Genomic DNA, 19005 nt, shown 5'->3' with positions numbered 1-19005 from the left:
CCTCACACCTTCTCCTTCACGAACCTGTTCCGCAATGTCCCGATGCCGGTGATGTCGATCTCCACCACGTCGCCGTCCTTCAGGTCCGGCGAGGCGCCGTCGGTGCCCATCCAGATCACGTCGCCGGGCGACAGCGTGAAATATTTCGATAGCTCGACGAGGAACGGCACGATGCCGAAGATCATCTCGTTGGTGCGGAAGCGGCCGGTCTCTTTGCCGTTGACGCGGATCGCGGTCTCCATGCGATCGAGATCGACATCGGTCTCGATCCACGGGCCCATCGGCTTGAAGGTGTCGGCATTCTTGGACCGCCACAGCCCGCGGTCGGCCTTTTGCCAGCTGCGCTCGGAGACGTCGTTGCCGATGGTGTAGCCGAACACGCAGTCCATCGCATTGGCTTCGGTGAGGTGCTTGGCTTTCTTGCCGATCACGACGACGAGCTCGCCCTCGTAATGGATCTTCTCGGTCGCGCTCGCCGGGATCACGACATTCTCGTCATGGGCGATCAGCGCGTTCTGCGCACGGTAGCCGATCTCGGGACGATCGGGCACGTTCGGCACCGTGCCGGCCTTGTCGGCAGCTTCCTTGAGATGCTTCAGATAGTTCAGCCCGACGCAGTAGAAGGTGCGCGGGATCAGCGGCAGCTCGATCTTGACGTCGTTCAGGGCGTGGGTCTTCGCGGTCCTGCTCCATTCACCGAACGGATCGCCGTTGACGGTCGTGACGGTGTCGCCCTCGACGAGGCCCCAGGAAGTCGTGCCCGCGGCGGTGAATTTCAGCCAGCGCATGATGATGTCCTTCTATTCCGCGGCCTGCGCACGGGTCTTCCAGGCGCCGGCCGCCGGGCGCTTCAGCCCGAGATTTTCCCGCAACGTCGTGCCGGCGTAGTCCTTGTGAAACAGGCCGCGCTTCTGCAACTCGGGCACCACGTGATCGACGAAGTCGGCGTAGGAGCCCGGCACATAGCTCGCCGCGACGACGAAGCCGTCGCAGCCGCGACCTTCGAACATTTCCTCCAGCCGGTCGGCAATCTCCTTCGGGCCGCCCACCATCGCGTCCTGCACCTGGCCGCGGCCGGAGAAGGTGATGAAGTCGCGGGTCGAGGGATTGGCCTTGCCGGAGGTGCGAAGCACGCCGTCGCGGATGCCGAGCATGCCTTGCATGCCCTGCAGTTCCTCCGTGGTCAGCGGCTCGTCGATCCCCTTGGCTCCGAAGTCGAAGTTGAGGCCTTCGGCGAGCAGCGACAGCGCGTCGATCTCGAGCGGCAGCTTCTGGATCAGGGCCATGCGGTCCTCGGCCTCGGCCTTGGTCGCGCCGGTGACCGGCGTGATCAGATTGCAGAGGAACATCTGCTCGGGATCGCGCCCGGCCTTGGCGGCTTCGCCCCGGATCGCGTCATAGCCCTGCTTCGCATTGGCGAGGTTGCGCGCCGCGGTGAAGATCACCTCGCCCCAACGCCCGGCAAAGCGCTGGCCGCGGCCGGAAGCGCCGGCCTGGATCACGACGGGATGGCCCTGCGCCGAGCGCGGCACCGTGAACGGGCCGCGCGAGGTGAAGAACGTGCCCTTGTGGTCGAGCCGCTTCACCTTGGTCGGATCGGCGAAGCGGCCGGATGTCTTGTCGATCACCAGCGAGCCGTCTTCCCAGGCGTCCCAGTGGCCGAGCACCACCTCCATGAACTCGTCGGCGCGATCGTAGCGCAGATCGTGCTCGAGATGCTGCTCGCGGCCCATGTTGAGGGCTTCGCCGTCATTGACCGAGGTCACCACGTTCCAGGCGGCGCGGCCACCTGTCATCAGATCGAGCGTGGCGAAGCGGCGGGCGACGTCGAACGGCTCGAAATAGGTGGTGGACGCAGTCGAGGCGAGGCCGAGCCTGGTGGTCACCATGCCCATCGTGGTCAGCACCACGATCGGGTCCATCTTCACGCAGCGGATGCCGTATTCGACGGTGTGGGCGTGATCATTGCCGTAGCGGTCGGGCATTGCAAGGCGATCGTCGAAGAACGCCATGTGGAATTTGCCGCGCTCCAGGATGCGCGCGATCTCCTGGTAGTAGTCCGCCGACATCGAATCGTCGCGCGACTCCGGGTGGCGCCAGGAGCCCGGCAGGTTGGTGCAGTTCTGCGCCTGCAAGAAGCCAACCAACGCCATTTGCCGTGTCATGTCGTTCTCCTGTGCCTGAATGCGTCAGCGAAGATCGAGGTCGTCGGTCAGCTTGTAGTCGGCGGCGAGCGCCTTGAGCTTGTCCCAGGTGGCGTCCTCGATCTCGATGCCGTCCTTGCGCCGCTGCTGCTCGCGGATGAATTCGACCTCACCCGGATAAAACACGCCGCGGCTCCCTTCCGAAGGCGGCGTCGATTTCAGGTAGCGGGCGAAGTCGGCGACCTCCTTCTTGAAATCCTGCAAGGGGCGGAATGCGGCGACGTTGAACACCGCCATGAAGCAACCGTCGTTGTGACGGCCGGTCGGCTCGACGCCGAAGCCGAGGCCGGTCAGCAGGCCGCACAGCACCTCGACCATCGCGGCAAGGCCACTTCCCTTGTAGCCTTCGCTGCCGCCGAGCGGTAGCAGCGCGCCGCCCTTGCGATAGTCTTTTGGATCGGTGGTGTCGCGCCCTTCGGCATCGATGATCCAGCCTTTCGGGATGCTCTCGCCGCGCGCCACGGCAAGCTGAATCTTGCCGGCCGCGACCGCCGAGGTCGCCATGTCCAAATAGAACGGCGCCTCGAGATCGGAGGGCACCGCGATCGAGAGCGGGTTGGTGCCGAGTCGGGCCTCGCGGCCGCCGAACGGCGCGACGTGCTTCGGCGAGCGGCCGGAATCCGCGGCCGCAATTCCGATCATGCCTTCGCGCATCGCCATCATCGGGTAATGCGCGAGACGGCCGACATGACTCTGCCGGAAAACGGTGCAGGCCGCGACATTGGCGGTCTTCGCCTTGTTGATGGTCATCTCCATCGCCTTGGCGTTGACGTGGAAGCCGAACCCCCAATGGCCGTCGATCACGGTCGTGGTCGGCGTCTCCTGCACGATGGTCCATTTCGCGCCGGGCACGATATGGCCGGCCTTGATGCGGTCGATATAGGTCGGGATCGCGATCACGCCGTGGGAGTCATGGCCGGCGAGGTTGGCGTTGACGCAGCCGGAGGCGACCGCATCGGCCTCCTCCTCCGATGCGCCGGCGCCCCGGAGCAGCGCCGCGCCGATGCGCGTGAGACGGTCGGCCTGGACGATCGGCATGGGATTTTCCTCGCGGTCCGCCCGCGTGATGCGCGGGTCTTGCTTGCTGTTGTCAGGCTCATGCTCTCAAAGCGCAGCTTGCCGAGCAAGGGCGGAAAATCCGGTCCGCCATACCGCCAGCAGAGTGCTCCCGGCGATATTTTCACCGAGTGAAACGGGTGCGGTCGCGATGCGGAATTTGGGCGCCGCGGCGGGACGACCAAGACGGCAGTCCGTGCCTTTCGGCGCTCCGCCTCAACCTGGCACACTGACGTCCGTAATATCCCGGAAAACGCTCTTCGGCATTCGTCAGCCGTTTACTTTGTCTCACAACTTGCCGGATGCGCTAACCGCCACTTAGGCCTCTCGCGGGCAATGTTCCCCGGCAGTTGAAGGGGGTGGCCCTGGGGCCTTCAGGGATCGTGCAGTCGAGCATCGGGCGTACATTCGCGGCGTTGAATGCGACCAACGAAGCGATCCTGTACGCGAAATCACCAGAAGAATTGTACGGAAAGGTCTGCGAAGCCGCGTTCTCGAGTGGGAGCTTCCTGGCCGCGACCGTCTTTTTGCTGGAGCCCGATACCGGTCGGCTGCTGTTCGCGGCCGGTTGCGGCGACGATGTCGCGCGCCTGCGCAGCATCACGATCTCCGCCCTCGCCAACACCCCGGATGGGGAGGGCGTGGCCGGGCGGGCGTTCCGCGATCAGAGCGCCAGCGTCAGCAACGACTATGTCAACGATGCCCGTTCGTCGGCCTGGCGTAGCGGCCTCGCGGCAGCTGGCGTTGGTGCGGCGGCGGCGATGCCGTTGGTCTGCAACGGCCGCAGCGTCGGCGTCTTCATGGTGACCCGGCGCGAGGTCGACTCGCTCGGCGAGGAGATCGTGTCGCTGCTGGAGCGCATGGCCGCCAACGTGTCTTACGCGCTCGACAATTTCGACCATGAAGCGTCGCGCAAGAGCGGCGAGCGGGCGATGCGCCGGCTCAACCGCATGTTCGGCGCCATCAGCGCAACCAACGAGGCGATCCTTCGCGCCAAGACCGAGCACGATCTTTATCAGAGGGTGTGCGATGCCGCGGTGTTCAGCGGCAAATCCTTCGCGACCGTAGTGCTGCTGGCCGAGCCCGACACGCACTGGCTCGAGCCGGTCGCAGGCACCGGCGAGGCGCTCGACCTGATCACGCAGACGCGCTTTTCGACCGACCCGGACAATCTCTACGGCAAGGGCATCTGCGGCGAGGCGTTCCGGACCAAACGGCCGTGCATCGAGCACGACATTCCGGTATCGGCGGGCGCCGCACAGACGGAAGCCGGTGGCGGCGGCCTGATGGCCTGCGTCGCGCTGCCGCTCACCCGGTTCGGCAGGAGCATCGGCGTCCTGATCTTCTTCATCGGCAATTCCTGGGCCCGCGACGAAGAGATCATCGCGCTGCTGGCGGGCATTGCCGAGAACGTCTCGGTTGCGCTTGACACGTTCGGCCGCGCCACCGAGAAGGCCAAGGCCGATGCCGAGCGCGAGCGGCTGTCGCGGATGTTTGCGGCGCTGAGCGCGACCAACGAGGCGATCATGCGCGCGCGGTCGCGCCTCGAGATGTTCGAGCTGGTCTGCGCCGCGGCAGCGCATGGCGGCGGGTTCAACTCGACCAGCATCCTGATCGCGAAACCTGGCGACGACTTCCTGGAGATGATGGCGGTCGCGGGGCCGACCGCCGAGAATGCGCGCCGTCTCAACGTCTCGCGCAGCGAGGCGCGTCCGGAAGGACGCGGGGTTTGCGGCAGGGCGTTCCGCTCCAGGCGTGCCTGCGTCAACAACGATTTTCTGGGCGACGTCGCCAACAGCCCGTTCCGCGACGTCATCGACCGCGAGGATGCGCGATCGGGCGCGGCATTTCCGTTGATCGTCGACGACGATCCGGTCGGCGTGATGCTGTTCATCTCGGCCAAGCGCAACACCTTCTCGGCCGAGTTCGCCGAGCTGCTGCAGCGGCTCGCCGACAACGTCGCCTATGCGCTCGGCAGCTTCGATCGCGCCGACGAGAAGGCGCGCACGGAGGAGCAGAAGGAACGTCTGAGGCGGATGTTCGCGGCGCTGAGCGCGACCAACGAGGCGATCATGCGGGCGAAATCCCGCAGCGAGCTGTTCGATCTGGTTTGCGATGCCGCCGCAGTCGGCGGTCAATTCATCTCGGCCACGATCAGGCTGGTGCGGCCGGGCGAGGTCTTCCTGGAGAACGTGGCTGCTTCCGGCCCCGATCGGGTACGCGCCCGCGAAGTCCAGCTGTCGGCCGATGCGACGCGTCCGGAGGGACAGACGCTGACCGGCGTTGCGATCCGCACTCGCAGGCCCTGCATCAGCAACGATTATCTCAGCGACTTCGGCCCCGAATCGCATGTCTATCCGGTCGTGCGCGACAGCGGCAGCAAGTCCGGCGCAGCCCTGCCGCTGCTCAAGAACGGCGAGGCGATCGGCGCGCTGGTGTTCCTCTCCGGCGAGTTCAACACCTTCAGCCCGGAGATGATGGCGCTGCTGCAGCGGCTCACCGAGAACGTGTCGTTTGCACTGGCCAATTTTGATCGCGCCGACGAGAAGGCCCGGGCTGACGAGCAGAAGGAGCGGCTGTCGCGGATGTTCGCGGCGTTGAGCGCGACCAACGAGGCGATCATGCGGGCGAAGTCCCGCACCGAGCTCTACCAGCTGGTCTGCGAGGCGGCAGCGACCGGCGGCAAGTTCACCTCGACCACCATCGCGCTGGCGCAGCCCGGAAGCGACTATCTCCGCATCGTCGCGATCGCGGGCCCGGCGGCCGACGGCGCGAGCCAGGTGACGCTCTCGACTAGCGAGGCGCACCCCGAGGGGCGCGGCGCCTGCGGCAGGGCGTTCCGGTCGGGCAAGGCCTGCATCATCAATGACTATTTTGCCGATACGGAGACCGCCGCTTTCCATGAGCGCGCTCGCCTCGATGGAACGCAGTCCGGTGCCTCGTTCCCGCTGATCGTCAACGGATCGGTCGTCGGCGTCATGATCTTCGTCGCGATCGAGAAGGATACGTTCACGCCGGAATTCGCCGAGCTGCTGCAGCGACTCGCGGACAATCTGGCGTTCGCGCTCGAGAGCTTCGACCGCGCCGACGAGAAGCACAAGGCCGATGAGCGGATCGAATATCTCGCCTCGCATGACAGCCTGACCAATCTGCCGAACCGCGAGACCTTCAACGAGATGCTGCGTCACGCGATCTCGGCGGCGGATCGCCATCGCCGGCCGCTCGCGGTGCTGTTCATCGACCTCGACCGCTTCAAGGTGATCAACGACTCGCTCGGCCACGACGCCGGCGACATGCTGCTGGTGGCGATCGCCGAGCGGCTGCGCGGATCGTTGCGTGCAAGCGACGTGGTGGCGCGGCTCGGCGGCGACGAATTCGTGGTCATCCTGGAGGACACCGCCGAACGGCACGACGTCGAGCGGATCGCCGGCGATCTCCTGGTCGCACTCAGCCAACCGATGCAGCTCAGCGGGCATGAGTGCCACACCACGGCCTCGATCGGGATTGCGACCTATCCCACCGACGGCTCCGACGTGCAGACGCTCACCAAGAATGCCGACATGGCGATGTATCTCGCCAAGGAGGACGGCAAGAACGGCTTCCGCTTCTTCTCCAACGAGGTGAGGGCGCAGTCGATCGAGCGCCTAACGATGGAGAGCGCGCTGCGCCGCGCGCTGGAGCGCGACCAGTTCTCGCTCGAATATCAGCCCAAGGTCGACATGGCGAGCGGACAGATCAGCGGCGTCGAGGCGCTGCTGCGCTGGAGCCATCCCGAGCTTGGCAATGTCTCGCCGGGGCAGTTCATTCCGCTCGCCGAGGAGATCGGGCTGATCGTGCCGATCGGCCGCTGGGTGTTGAAGGCGGCCTGCGCGCAGAACATGGCGTGGCAGCACCGTGGCCTCAGGGCGGTGACGATGGCGGTCAACCTTTCGCCGCGGCAGTTCGGCGATCCGAACCTGCTCGACGACATCGACGCGGCGCTGGCGGCGAGCGGCATGTCGCCGGCGCTGCTGCAGCTCGAGGTCACCGAAAGCATGGTGATGCGCAACGTGACGCGCGCGGTCCGCGTGCTCGACGCCATCCAGAACCGCGGCATTCGGCTTGCGATCGACGATTTCGGCACCGGCTATTCGTCGATGTCGCTGATGAAGCAGTTCCCGATCGACACAATCAAGATCGATCGCTCCTTCGTGCGCGATTTGCCTGATGATTCCGAGGACGTCGCGATCGCGCAGGCGATCATCAGCATGGGCAAGGCGCTCGGCATGACCATCGTGGCTGAGGGCGTCGAGACCTCCGAGCAGCAGGAGTTCCTGCGCGCGCATGCCTGCGACGAGATGCAGGGCTTCCTGTTCTCGAGGCCGCTGCCGCCGCGGGATCTCGCCGAGTTGCTGAAGAAATCGCCGGTGCTGACGTCGCCGCCGTTGCAGCCGTTGCTGGACAGCGAGACGACCAATGAGGCCGGGCCGGATCTAGGGTGGAAACGCGCTGTCGTCTGACGGCTGCACGGGCAGATCGCGGACGTCGGAATCGGTCGATGCGATCAGGCGCGAGAAATCATAGGGCCAGGACGGGATCGCCTGGCCGGCCAGGGTCCGGCGCAGCGCCGCCGACGCCTCCGCAAAGCTCGCCCCGTCGGCCAGACGGAACCGACGGCACCAATTCGACGGCAGCGGTTCGGCGGTATCGCGCATCTCGAACGCCGGTCCCCACCACCATGCCGGCGCCGGCGGCCGTTCCGGTTCGGCAATGGCGCGCCATCGCGCGAACTCGTCGGCAATGCGGGCAAATTGCAGCTTGGCGGCGGGATGCATCGAAGGCCCTTCCTCGAAGCCGGATGATAGCATCCCACGCACCTCGCGCAACGCGGCTATTGGCGACCGTGCTGCCAATGCGCCGTGACGTCGGAGCCCGATTTGTTGAGGTGGACGTGCTGGTCGACATGATCGACCCAGGACAGCGGAATGAAATGGTGGTGCTGACCGTCGGGTGAACTCTGCTTGGTCAGCTTGATCTTGTCGGTGCCTTCCATGTGGTCGACCTTGCCGACCGTCTTCTTGTCCGACGAGATCACGTCCATATGTTCCCGAATGTCGGCAGCTGTTGCCATGCGTTATCTCCTCGTCATGATGATGAGGGGTGAAACGCTGGGTGGATGGAATGGTTGCTAGCCGCGTGCGGCTACTTCTGTTCCACCTCGGTCGCGGTGGCCGGGCCTTCGCCCATGATCAGCAGCACGGCGTCCTCGTCCTTGGCGCCGTCCCAATGCACCTGCTTGCCGAAATGGGTGACGAAGCTGCCCGCCGGCATTGCCACGGTGCCATGATCGGGATCGAATTTCGGACCCGAGCCGACCCACCAGGTGCCCTTGAGCACGACGATGTAGCAGTCGTTCGGGTGGAAATGCGGACGGCTGAAGTGATTGCCCTTGGTCCATTTGGTGTAGACCATGTAGAAGCCCGGCTTCGAGGGATCGCCGACCACGACGGCATTCTGCGCGCCGCGCGCGTCGACCGCGCTCCAGGGAATCTGGTCCGGCAGCTTGTAGGTGACGGCGGCCGGATTGAGCTCTGCCGCGGCGCTGACGCTCAGCGTGCCCGCAAGGGCCAGCGGCATCATCAGGTATCGCCAGGACCGGTTCGACGCCGCCATCGTATCCTCCGAGATCGGTTCGTTCGGGCGACTACCGCGCCCGTATCTCGCATGATGCTAAGCGCTCCCGCTTGCGCGGGACAAGACGCGCCCGCGCATGTCTGCTCTCAAGATTGCGGCATCGGGTCGTGACACAACGCAGTTGCAATATGAAAAACGCATTTACGACGCCGCGGACGATGATAGGTTGCGCGCCAACCAAAAAGACGGGAGGATAACTTTGAAGAAGCATCTGTCGATACTGGCGGCGGGACTCGTGATCGGTGCGGCCGCGCTGCAATTCTCCACTGCTGCATCGGGCGATGACGGCTGGGTCACGCTGCTCGACAGCTCCAGGAAGGGCGACTGGGACGAGGTCGGCAAGGCCAACTGGGCCATGAAGGACGGCGCGCTGGTCGCCGACAAGCTCGATGGCAAGGATCTCTCTTATCTCGTCAGCAAGACCCAGTACAAGGATTTCCAGATCCGGGCGGAGTTCTGGACCGACGAGGACGCCAACAGCGGCGTCTTCATCCGCTGCGAAGGCAACAAGGTCATCGACTCCAAGGTCTGCTACGAGGTCAACATCTTCGACAAGCGGCCCGACCCGACCTACGGCACCGGCGCGATCGTCGACGTCGGCAAGGTCGATCCGATGCCGAAGGCGGCCGGCAAGTGGAACGTCTACGAGATCATGGCGCAGGGGCCGCATTTCGTCGTGACGCTGAACGGCCAGAAGACCGTCGACGCGCAGGACACCAAGCACGCCAGCGGCTACATCGCGCTCCAGTATGGTTCCGGCGTGGTCAAGTTCCGCAAGGTGCAGATCAAGCCGCTCTGACAACGCAAGCCGAGGAGAGCCCGGCCGCGCCGCGGCCGGGTTTGATCGCGTGTCATGTGCTATCCGTGGGGGGCCGTCAGATCTTCGCCTTGCGTGCGCAAATGATGACCGAGCACGAGCCCGGTCATGCACAACAACAGCCCGAGCGCCGCCGGCGCAAATAGCGCCTCCTCCTGGAAGATGCCGTTCACCAGCACGACCATCGTGCCGAACGCAGCGAGCCCTTGAATGAGAATTCCGGACGAGGCGTAGAGGCGCCAGGCTTTCAGCGCCACCGCAAAGAAGAAGCCGAGCGGGACCACCGCGCCGATCCCCATCTGGTAGAGCAGGACGCCGACGGCGCTCTCGACCGCGCCGTCCATCGTGCCGGCGGCTTGCGCGGCGTTCCAGTCGATCGAGAAGTAACCTTCGGAGAGATTGCCGCCGACGCCGAGGCCACGGCCGATCGGGTTGTGCAGGAAGCCGTCCCAGCCGCCCATGAAGCCGATCACGTGAAAGTCGCCGATCTGCAGCCCGATATGGATCGCCGCGATGGCGTACACCACGAGTCCGACCAGTGCGAGGGCAAGGGTGATGGTGGCGCCGAATAGCCAGGTTGCCGTCCAGGCCAGGGCCACGAAAATGACCAGGATGAGCGCGCCCTTCACGCTGCAGAAGATCAAGAGCGGGATTGCGGCCAGCGCCAGCCAGCGATATCCGACCGCGAACAGGAACAGGATGGAAAAGGCGATCCCGTAGCCGAAACTGATCGGGCTCATATTCGGTCCGAAGATGCGCAGGATCGACGACAGTCCGAGATCCTCGAACAGCGGGCTGTTGAGAAAGCTGAAACGGAAGCGGTCGATCAGATCGACCGGGACATTGCCGGTTTGGCGCATCTGGGCTTCCCAGGATCCGGAGCGAGTCGCCTTCAGTTCGTCGAAATGCCAGAACGTGTAGCCGTTGGTGATTTCGAGCCAGAAATCGCGAAACAGCAATTCGACATAGCCGCAGACGATCAGCAGCGTGGCGACGGTCGCCAGGAAGGGTGTAATGCGAAGCTCGAAGGTTGCGGCGGTCAGCAACGAGAGCTGAAACAGAAACAGCGGAAACGCGATGTTGCGCAGATAGACGAGTGCCGCATGCGTGTCCTGCGTGGCGCCGAGCAGGAAATACATCCCCACGACCGCGAGGGTCATCAGCCCCCAATTCATGATCCGGTCGATCTCGGGCGAATGCTTGCGCTCGCGCAGCATGTATAGCGCCAGCGTCACCAGCCACATCACCGCGCAGATCAGGAAATTGTAGCCCTTGACGAAATCCATCTCCTGCTCGGTCGTCATGGTGGACGACAGGATCGAGACGAACAGGTTCTGGAAGAAGATGATGAAGACGGCGATCGACGGCGCATAGGCCGGGGCCGCGAGCACGATGGAGCAGCCGATCAGGCTTTCCACCACGATAGCGAGCCCGGCATTGGCAGCCTGCATGATCGGAGCGAATGCGATCGATGCCACGGCGATGCCGAGCGCAGGAATGAGGTCGCCGGCCAACAGCGGCCGCGGGGCTATGTCTGCTCGCACAGGCTCTGACCTAAATGACCGGATGGGGGCGTGCCGCACCCGCATCGTCGATCTAGCCGCGCATTGTGAAAGAACCGGTTAACCAGATCGGTTAGTGCGTTCCGAGCAGCGCCCTCAGCACGTCGCGGTCGGCCTTGCCGGTAGAGGAGTCGGCGAGGCCAAAGCCCTGCGAGAGCTCCCAATGGGTCCAGCCCCAGCACTGCTGCCGTGCGTAGGCGGTGACGCCGGCGAGCCAGCGCAGCCGGCTGTCGCGCGGCGCGCCGGCCTTCAGCACCCCGAACTCATTGATGATGATCGGGCGGGAATACTGCCGCTGCCAGGCAGCCGCGGGCTCGAGCCACTGGTCGATGCCGCGACCCGGGATGGCGCGGTCGACCATCGCGAGCGCCCTGGGCTTGTTCAGCGCGGTCAGCTGCTCTCGCAATTGTTGAACCCTGGGATCGCCGGCACGGGCCGGATAGGGCAATCCAACGACGTCGTGGAGCGGCTCGTTCGGGTCCCAGTGGGCCTGATGGGTGAACACCATCGGATCGTAGAAGTGGATGGCATAGACGACGTTCGGATCGTCGAGCGGCGTGAAGCCCGGCAGCGAGTCCGCACGCTGCCAGTTGACCGGACCCGTGATCAGCGTGGTCTGCGGCAGCAATTGGCGAATGAAGCCGGCCAACTCCCGGACCTCGCGCTGCCACTGCGTGGCATCGACCTCCGGCTCGTTCAGGAGTTCCGCAAACACTCGATCGAAGGGATATCGCTCCATGACCCGCGCGAGCGCGGTCCAGGCGCTCTTCATTTCGGCCATCGCGCCGGCCGGGTCGTCCTTGTGCAGCGCGTTGAAGTCCTGACCCGAATGCAGGTCGATCGACACGGCATAGCCGAGTGCGAGCAGGGCTTTCAACGCGGCATCGACGGTTTGCAGCCGGCTGTCGATCTCCGCCTTCGCAGCGAAGCGCGGCATGACGAAGTCGGCGGGCACCGGCAGCCGGATGTGGGTCAGGCCGGCCTTGCGCAGTTCGAGCAGCAGGCTGCGCGGCGGCGCCGACCGCGGATCGACGATCCAGCCGTCGGCACTGACGCCGCGCGACAACGCCTTGATCCGGTCCGCGGGGACGCCTTCGATCAGGGCGGGGCAGGCCCGCGCGGCGACGGACAGCAGAATGGATGCGGTGGCGATGATGGCGGGGATCGATAGCCGGGCCATTGGACGATCAACTCGCGATCAATGTTGCAGCGGCGACGCCGAACGTGGCGCGGCTGGTGCGTCGCTCACGCATACTGCCTGTCGTGTTGCCGACTTGCGACGCTGGACTGGAGTTCGTTGAGAACGACACCGGCGAGCTTGCGCTCGGCGCCACCGAGCGCGGTGATGATGTCTTCCATCGACGCGTTGATGTCGCGATCCACTGGCAGTGCCGCGATCAGTCCGTCGGCCATGTCGAACAGCCGTCGTTCATCCGCACTCCACGGCATCGGCGGCCCGTCCATGATCACGAGGTCGTGGCTGCCGGCGGAGCGCGCCTGCGCGATCGCCTGCTGGATCGCCTCGCCGGCCTTGGCGGGATTGCCCTTGATCGCCGGCAGTATGGCAATGCCGTTTGCGGTGTTGATGGCGCGAGACGCCTTGCTGCCGATGGTGAGCCGGTCGAGCCGGCTCGGCCTGCTCCGGAGGGGATGCCCGGCCCTGTCGGTCAGGGCGTGGACGGTTGGGTCAGCGTCGATCAGCAGGACGCGGGCGCCGTCGCGTGCGGCAACGAGCGCGATGTTGAGCGCGACAACGCTGCGGTCGGGATCGTCGACGGTGCCGAGCACGGCCAGCACGGGGACGGCGTTCGGAGCGGTGCCGGTCGCCAGCACCGCATGGATCTGCCGGATCGTGTTGGAGAACGGCCCGAGCGCCGAACTGGTGCGCAACGTCGGCCAGCCGAACCGCGTGACGTCGGCGGGATTGTCGCCGGTCAGGATGCCGCCAAGCGTGCGCATGACATCGGATTCCTGCAGCTCGGCGATCAGCGGCTTCTCGATCACCGGCTTGTCGATGAGAGCGGCGGCCGGCTGGATCGCGGGCGGTGCCTGCACGGCCGGCTTGGCCATCGCGGTGATGGGCTGCCGTTCCGGCGCGGCATCGTGTTTCGGTTGGAGCCTGGGACGGATCGGATCGGCGCCGGGTGCCAGCTGGCCGGCCGCAACGATCCACGCCGCGGCGGCGAGCCCGCCAAGCATGAAGCCGATCATCGCGAGCAGGGTCATCGGCGGCGGGAAAGTGCGCTGCTGCGGGATCGTCGCATCGCCAATCACGCGCGCGCTCGAGGTGTTGAGGCTCTCCTGCTCCTCGGTCTCGCGCGAGCGCTTGAGGAAGGACTGATAGACGTCGCGGCTGGCATCGACCTCGCGCTCGAGTTCGCGCAGCCGCACCGACGCCTGGCTCATCTGCACGCTCTGGTGCTTCTGAACTTCGAGCGCCTTGTTGAGCGAGGCTTCATAGTCGCGCGCCCGGGTCAGATCGTTCTTCGCGGATACCGCAAAGCGATCGATCTCTTCCTTGATGGTCCGGCGCAGGTCCTCGACCTGCTGGTCGACCTGGCGCAGCGCCGGATGGCGCGGCCCGAGCTCGCCCTGCAGCTCGGCCTGCCGCTTCTTGGCATCGGCATATTGCGAGCGCAGGTTGGCGATGGTCGGCGACTGCAGCGCTTCGGGAATTGCGCCCGCGTCCATCGCTCCGCGCCGGCTGGCTTCGATCTGGTCAAACTTGGCCTGGGCATCGAGTGTCAGCGCCCGCGCCGCGGCCAGCCGCTGGTTGCCGACCGAGAGCTGCTGGTCGGTCAGCAGATTGTCCTGGGAGCCGACGAAGTTGTTCTGCGCCTTGTAGGTCGCGAGCGCCTCTTCGGCGTTGCGCAGGCGCTGCTGCAGCTCCTTCAGCCGGCCGGACAGGTCGCGGGTGGCGCGCCGCGCGGCCTCCGCCTGCGACTGCTTGGACTCGGTGAGATAGGCCTTGGCGATCGCATTGGCGAGCATCGCCGCCTTGACCGGATCGTGCGACCACACGTCAATGTCGACGATGAAGGTGCGATCGGTCTTCTTGACGTTGATATGGCGGTTCAGCGTGTCGAGCGTGTTCATCTCGATCTGCTGTTGCTGCTCCGCCGTCGTACGCGGCTCGATGCCGAACAGGCCGAGCAGCGCGGCGAGCAGGCCGCGGCTTGCGGCGCCAGCGCCGAATTCGGGATCCTTCACCAGATTGGTGTCGCGGATCACCTGCAGCAGTACGTTGTTTGATGTGATCAGGCGCGACTGGCTCTCGACCACCATCGAGAGTCCGGAGACATCCTGGGCGCGCGGGGTCAGCTCGCGCTCGACCAATTGCAGCTCGCGCGGATCGACATAGAGCTGGGCGCCGGCGGTATATTTCGGTGTCAGGCTCTTGCCGATCGCAACCGCGATGCAGGCGCAGAGCAGCGCGGCCGAGACGATCGCGACCCTGCGCGCCCACAACAGGCGGACCAGCTCAAGCAGGTTGAAGCCGGCCGGGATTGCGGCCCGGCGCGGCTCCGGTTTGGCCCGGTCGATCGGCTGGTCATAGCTAAGCATCGACCCCAGCTTTCGTCTGAATGGCCGCACGCATCGGCTGAGGAGCACTCTTTCGGGCCACGCAACGCGCACGAGACGACGCGAAAAACACGCAACACGAAAAATTAACCATACTCATTCGCCAACTATTCACCAGAAAGGCAAACAAAGGGTTTAAGCGCGGGCGCATCGGAACGCCTCCGCCATCGTCAGGACCGGGACATTGCGCCGCGCCGCCGCCTCCAGCGCATAGGTCATCAGATCGGGCGTGCAGCCATAGAGGCTCGGTACCTCGGCTACGTCGTGGCTGTAGAAAATTAACCAGCCGTTCACCTTTGCCGCTTCCGCGAAGGCCATGTCGATCCGGTCGCGCGACATCTGGCGGTCGATCAGCGGCATGGCGCGGAGGAACTGCAGGTCGACCTCGCCGCTGTTCACGCCGGGCACGATGCTGCGGCAGGTGCGGAATTCGGACCTCAACAGGTGCTTCCGCGCGTAGGAGCCGTAGCCGAACGGGTAGGCGAAGCTCTCGACCGGCATCGTCGGATCGAGCGAATGGAAATAGGTCCGGTTACGCGCGATCTCCGCGGCCAGCGATCTCTCGTCGAGGTCGCAGGCGCGGCGGTGCGAGAAGGTGTGGCAGCCGATCTCATGGCCACGGCGATGCAGCGAGACGACGTCGTCGGCGCTGCCGGTGGTCCAGTCGGGTGCGTCCAGTCCAACCAGCCCGCCCGACACGTAGAACGTGCCGCGAGCGCCGTAGGACTCCAAAATGTCGGCGCCGAATGTCGCCGCGCTTTTCGGCAGGTCGTCAAAGGTGAAGGTCACCATCGACGTGGCATTGTTCAGGCGAAAACGCTCGACCTGCACATGCATCGCCAGCCGGTGGCTGACCTTGACCCTGGCTTCCGACCACAATGCGTTCATGAGCCAAGTTTCCGCAAGATCACGTGGTAGTCGCCGTGCCGGACGTCGATCTTGCCCGGCAATAGCGTGTTGATCGCCTTCGCGCCCGCGTCGATCAGCGCGGCCAGCAGCGGCTTGCGTCTGCGCATCTCGGGATAGCGCGGGCTCTCGTATTTCTTCCGATAGATCACCTGCAGCCCGTGGCCGGCCGCGAACGCCTCGAGGTTGCCGAGAGTCACCAGCGGATGGAAATGGGTCGGGAACGGCGCCTCGCCCGGCAGTCCGGCGTGCTTCTCGCCGCGCACATGCCGGTAGAACCAGACGTGGAACCAGTGCGGGGAGTATTTCGTGACGATGCCCGACAGCGACTTCGGGTTCGGTGCGCCGATCAACAGCAGCCCGTTCGGCTTCAGCGCCTCGCAGAACCCGCGCAGCACGGCCTCCACGTCGGGGATGTGCTCGATGACGTTGTAGCAGATGATCAGGTCGAAGCGCTGCCCTGGCGGGAAGCGATAGGTCTGGATGTCGCCGAGGATGGCTTCCTGCGCATAGCTGTTGTTGCGGATCTGATCGGCGTCGATGTCGACGACGGTCACATGCGAACGGCGCAGCACGCCCAGCGGCAGATAGCTGGTCGAGCCGCCGCCGGCTTCGTAGATCGCGAGCCGACCGGCCGGCAGCCGGGCCTCGAGGATGCTGTGAACCGTGAGCAGGCTCCGCTTGGCTTCGCCGGGCGGCAGGGCCAGCAGTGATTCCGGATGGATTTCAGCGGGGACGGGCATCGTGAGTTCGGTGAGCGGGGCGGGACGCGTAGCAAGCGCGAGGGATCTGTTCATCGGCTCATCCAACGTTGCTGTTTGCGGATCTGGTGTGGAACATGACAACGCCCCGCTTCAGCCTGCCGCGCAGCCGCGCGATGTCGAACAGCCAGCAGAGCGCGGCATAAACGACGAGCCCGGCCGCGATCAGCACGATGCTGGCAGGGAGATCGGCGAGGGCGAGGATGCGGTCGAGTGCGCCGACGGTGAGCGCCATCGCGAGCGCGGCGATAGCGATCAGCGCGAGCCGACCGATCGGGATCGGAATCCGGAAGGCAAAGCGGCTCAGGACCAAGGCGCAGACAAAGCCCGTGGTGTCGGCGCCGAGCCGCGCCCAAGCTGCGCCGACCGTCTCGTAAAGGCTGACCAACCCGTAGGACAGGATCACGTTCGCGGCGATGATCGAGGCGGTGTTGATCAGGTAGAAGGAGTTGCGTCCCGACAGCAGGAAGCTCGCATGCAGATATTGCTGCGTCAGCACCTGGAACAGCACGGCGATCGCGATGACCGGCATGATCTCGCTAGCAACTGCGCGGAAGGCGGGACCGAGGACGATGTTGGCGACATGCGGGGCGATCAGCGCGAAGCCGAGGCAGGCCGGCAGCGTGACGCCGGCAAGCAGCTCGAAGCAATCGGCGAGATGGGTCCTGACCGCGGCGTCGCCCTGCCTGGCATGGATCTGCACGGCCATCGGAAAGAACGCCGCGGCCATGCTCATCGCCGGCATCATCAGGGTCTGGCGCACCAGGTCGAGCGCCGCGACATATTTGCCGGCATCGGCGGCGCCGACCAGGTTGGCGATCATGAAACGGTCGGTCACGCTCGAGATCGCGAGCAGCGTCAGCGACAAGGTCAGCGGCAGGCCGGTGCGGGCAAGCGACCGCAGGTCGGCCTGGTCGAAGGTGACGACGGTGCCGCGCCACCCGCTGCGCGATTGCAGGAGCACGGCGACGAGATAGGCTGTGGCGGCCGCGAGCAGCAGCAGCACGCCGGTCGGGCTGACCAGCGCAACCGCGACCCCCAGGCCGAGCAGGGCGGCGGCGCGGACCAGCGTCGCCTTCATGACCGAAAACGCCTTCAGCCGTGCACGCAGCAGATCCTGCGTCAACTCGAACAGGCCGATTGCAACAGCGAGGACCACGGCCGCGAGCGCGGCGGCGGCATCGAGCCCGACGTGGCGGGCCAGCAGCCAGGCGATCGGCGCGGTGAGGCAGCAGATCAGATAGCCCGACACGACCAGGCCGCGGACGTCGGTGCCGTCATTGCGGGCGTGGCCGCTCAGGATCAGGTTGCGAAACCACCCGACCAGGAAGACCGATATGACCGAGGCGAAGCCGACGCCGAGCAGATAGATGCCATAGTCATGCGGCGCGAACAGCCGCGTGAAAATGAATACGCTGAACAGTCCAAGCAGTGCCGAGAGCACGTTGGCGGTCAGGTTGATGCTGGCCTGTCCGATCAGCATGACGCGGCGAACTCCGAAAGCGTCCCGGCCGCCGACGACGCCAGGATGGCGTCGCTCTCGGCCACGACCTCGCGAATCGTCGCGACCGGCGTCCCCGAGAACGACGCGATCGAGAACGCAACGTCGTCCCTGTCGGCGCGCAGCAGCAGCCGGGTGAGTTCGTCTTTGCTTAGAGTCGGATCGTCCCAGTAGCTGACGCATGGCGTCTTCGGCACGTCGGAGTGACGCAGTGCGGCGGACTCGTCGTTCTCGACGAAGAAGCCGTACAGCAGATATTCTGAGAACTCGCGGGTCCGGCACAGCGCCTCGATCCAGCTCATCCCGGAGACGGCCTCGATGCGCTCAGTGAGCGCACGCGTGGTCTGCTTGTCCCAGAAGATGATGTGTCCGATGAAATCCGGTGCCGGGAACGGCGGCGTCGGCAGGCCGATCAATTGGTGGCTGGTCTCGAGCCAACGCGAATGGCGCGGCTGGTCGGCGGTTACGGCATCGGCCGTCTTCAGCAGCGGGATCGTGTTCGGATGCTGGAAGCGCGAAAGGTCGAAATCACGGAAGAACACGATGTCGGAATCCAGGATGCAGAACCGCTCATAGGGCAACGCGATCGTCGCCGCGATCTTCAGGATCTGCTGGACGTGCCAGCCGTTCACCGGCTTGGTGCGCAGCGACCACCAGAACTGGCGGCGCTTGCGCTGGATCATGCGCGGCAGCGGCCGCAGCCAGTCGGGCAGGAAGGACGAGGCCGGAATGATGATGCGGCGCTCGCTGGCCAGCGGCGCGAACAGCGGCAGGTCGCAATCCGGCACCAGCAGATAGTGCCTGGAGAACGATGTGACGTGACGATCCACGCTCTCGCAGAGCAGCGTGCAGATTTCCAGATCGCGCCCGTAGGTCGGGGTCAGCAACGCGACAGGGTTCATCTCGTAACTCTCTCCGGCGACACCGTTTCACGGCGGCACAT

Annotated in this window: 15 protein-coding genes; 2 read left to right on the top strand and 13 right to left on the bottom strand. The window is 65.4% G+C overall.

Translation table 11 applies throughout. The features are described from left to right. Positions 1 to 2: 2 nt before the first annotated feature. Genes ACVISU_RS15010 through ACVISU_RS15000 form a run of 3 tightly spaced genes read right to left on the bottom strand, consistent with a single transcriptional unit; the run spans position 3 to position 3242 of the window. On the bottom strand, positions 3 to 788 hold the full coding sequence (locus ACVISU_RS15010) for a fumarylacetoacetate hydrolase family protein (RefSeq protein WP_456707439.1): 786 nt from the start codon (positions 786 to 788) through the stop codon (positions 3 to 5). A 12-nt stretch (positions 789 to 800) separates the two neighbouring features. Next, entirely contained in the window at positions 801 to 2165 is a 1365-nt protein-coding gene (locus ACVISU_RS15005; protein WP_456707438.1) for an LLM class flavin-dependent oxidoreductase, read from the bottom strand. Between the two features lie 24 nt (positions 2166 to 2189). After that, positions 2190 to 3242 carry an Ldh family oxidoreductase gene (locus ACVISU_RS15000; protein ID WP_456707437.1) on the bottom strand — a complete coding sequence of 351 codons (1053 nt, stop codon included), beginning with the start codon at positions 3240 to 3242 and terminating at the stop codon, positions 2190 to 2192. 401 nt (positions 3243 to 3643) lie between these two features. On the opposite strand from ACVISU_RS15000, the gene ACVISU_RS14995 reads away from it, so the two are divergent. Then, entirely contained in the window at positions 3644 to 7759 is a 4116-nt protein-coding gene (locus ACVISU_RS14995; protein ID WP_456707436.1) for a bifunctional diguanylate cyclase/phosphodiesterase, read from the top strand. On the opposite strand, the gene ACVISU_RS14990 is transcribed toward ACVISU_RS14995, so the two are convergent. The 3 genes from ACVISU_RS14990 to ACVISU_RS14980 all read right to left on the bottom strand — a co-directional run bounded on the left by ACVISU_RS14990 (position 7733) and on the right by ACVISU_RS14980 (position 8912). Then, positions 7733 to 8107 (bottom strand): hypothetical protein, encoded by a 375-nt coding sequence (locus ACVISU_RS14990; protein ID WP_456707435.1) that lies wholly within the window; start codon positions 8105 to 8107, stop codon positions 7733 to 7735. The two genes, ACVISU_RS14995 and ACVISU_RS14990, sit on opposite strands and share 27 nt — an antisense overlap. Positions 8108 to 8130: 23 nt before the next feature. Beyond that, a complete protein-coding gene (locus ACVISU_RS14985; RefSeq protein ID WP_050403738.1) occupies positions 8131 to 8370 on the bottom strand; it encodes a DUF2171 domain-containing protein in 240 nt (79 codons plus the stop codon). 71 nt (positions 8371 to 8441) lie between these two features. Continuing rightward, complete coding sequence (locus tag ACVISU_RS14980) at positions 8442 to 8912, bottom strand: cupin domain-containing protein (RefSeq protein WP_456707434.1); 471 nt, start codon at positions 8910 to 8912, stop codon at positions 8442 to 8444. 220 nt (positions 8913 to 9132) lie between these two features. Here ACVISU_RS14980 and ACVISU_RS14975 point away from each other — a divergent pair, with 220 nt between their 5' ends. Then, complete coding sequence (locus tag ACVISU_RS14975) at positions 9133 to 9732, top strand: 3-keto-disaccharide hydrolase (protein ID WP_050403736.1); 600 nt, start codon at positions 9133 to 9135, stop codon at positions 9730 to 9732. Between the two features lie 59 nt (positions 9733 to 9791). Here the strand turns inward: ACVISU_RS14975 and ACVISU_RS14970 are convergent, their stop codons facing one another. From ACVISU_RS14970 to ACVISU_RS14940, 7 genes are all read right to left on the bottom strand, one after another. Next, a complete protein-coding gene (locus ACVISU_RS14970; protein WP_456707433.1) occupies positions 9792 to 11294 on the bottom strand; it encodes a hypothetical protein in 1503 nt (500 codons plus the stop codon). Between the two features lie 91 nt (positions 11295 to 11385). Beyond that, positions 11386 to 12492: a glycoside hydrolase family 5 protein gene (locus ACVISU_RS14965; protein WP_456707432.1), complete on the bottom strand. Its 1107-nt coding sequence runs from the start codon at positions 12490 to 12492 to the stop codon at positions 11386 to 11388. Between the two features lie 65 nt (positions 12493 to 12557). After that, positions 12558 to 14876 carry an exopolysaccharide transport family protein gene (locus ACVISU_RS14960; RefSeq protein ID WP_456707431.1) on the bottom strand — a complete coding sequence of 773 codons (2319 nt, stop codon included), beginning with the start codon at positions 14874 to 14876 and terminating at the stop codon, positions 12558 to 12560. A gap of 153 nt (positions 14877 to 15029) precedes the next feature. Continuing rightward, positions 15030 to 15782 carry a polysaccharide deacetylase family protein gene (locus ACVISU_RS14955; RefSeq protein ID WP_456707430.1) on the bottom strand — a complete coding sequence of 251 codons (753 nt, stop codon included), beginning with the start codon at positions 15780 to 15782 and terminating at the stop codon, positions 15030 to 15032. Continuing rightward, positions 15779 to 16597, bottom strand: coding sequence for a class I SAM-dependent methyltransferase (locus ACVISU_RS14950; RefSeq protein ID WP_456707429.1), 819 nt, complete (start codon positions 16595 to 16597; stop codon positions 15779 to 15781). The genes ACVISU_RS14955 and ACVISU_RS14950 overlap by 4 nt, the downstream gene beginning before the upstream one ends. A 4-nt stretch (positions 16598 to 16601) precedes the next feature. After that, positions 16602 to 18044: a lipopolysaccharide biosynthesis protein gene (locus ACVISU_RS14945; RefSeq protein ID WP_456707428.1), complete on the bottom strand. Its 1443-nt coding sequence runs from the start codon at positions 18042 to 18044 to the stop codon at positions 16602 to 16604. After that, positions 18038 to 18964: a DUF6492 family protein gene (locus ACVISU_RS14940; protein WP_456707427.1), complete on the bottom strand. Its 927-nt coding sequence runs from the start codon at positions 18962 to 18964 to the stop codon at positions 18038 to 18040. Before ACVISU_RS14940 ends, ACVISU_RS14945 begins: the two co-directional genes overlap by 7 nt. Between the last annotated feature and the right edge of the window lie 41 nt (positions 18965 to 19005).

This window comes from Bradyrhizobium sp. USDA 4452, assembly GCF_054063575.1.
The sequence above is the reverse complement of the archived record's forward strand: the minus strand, read 5'-3'. Positions and strand labels throughout refer to the sequence as shown.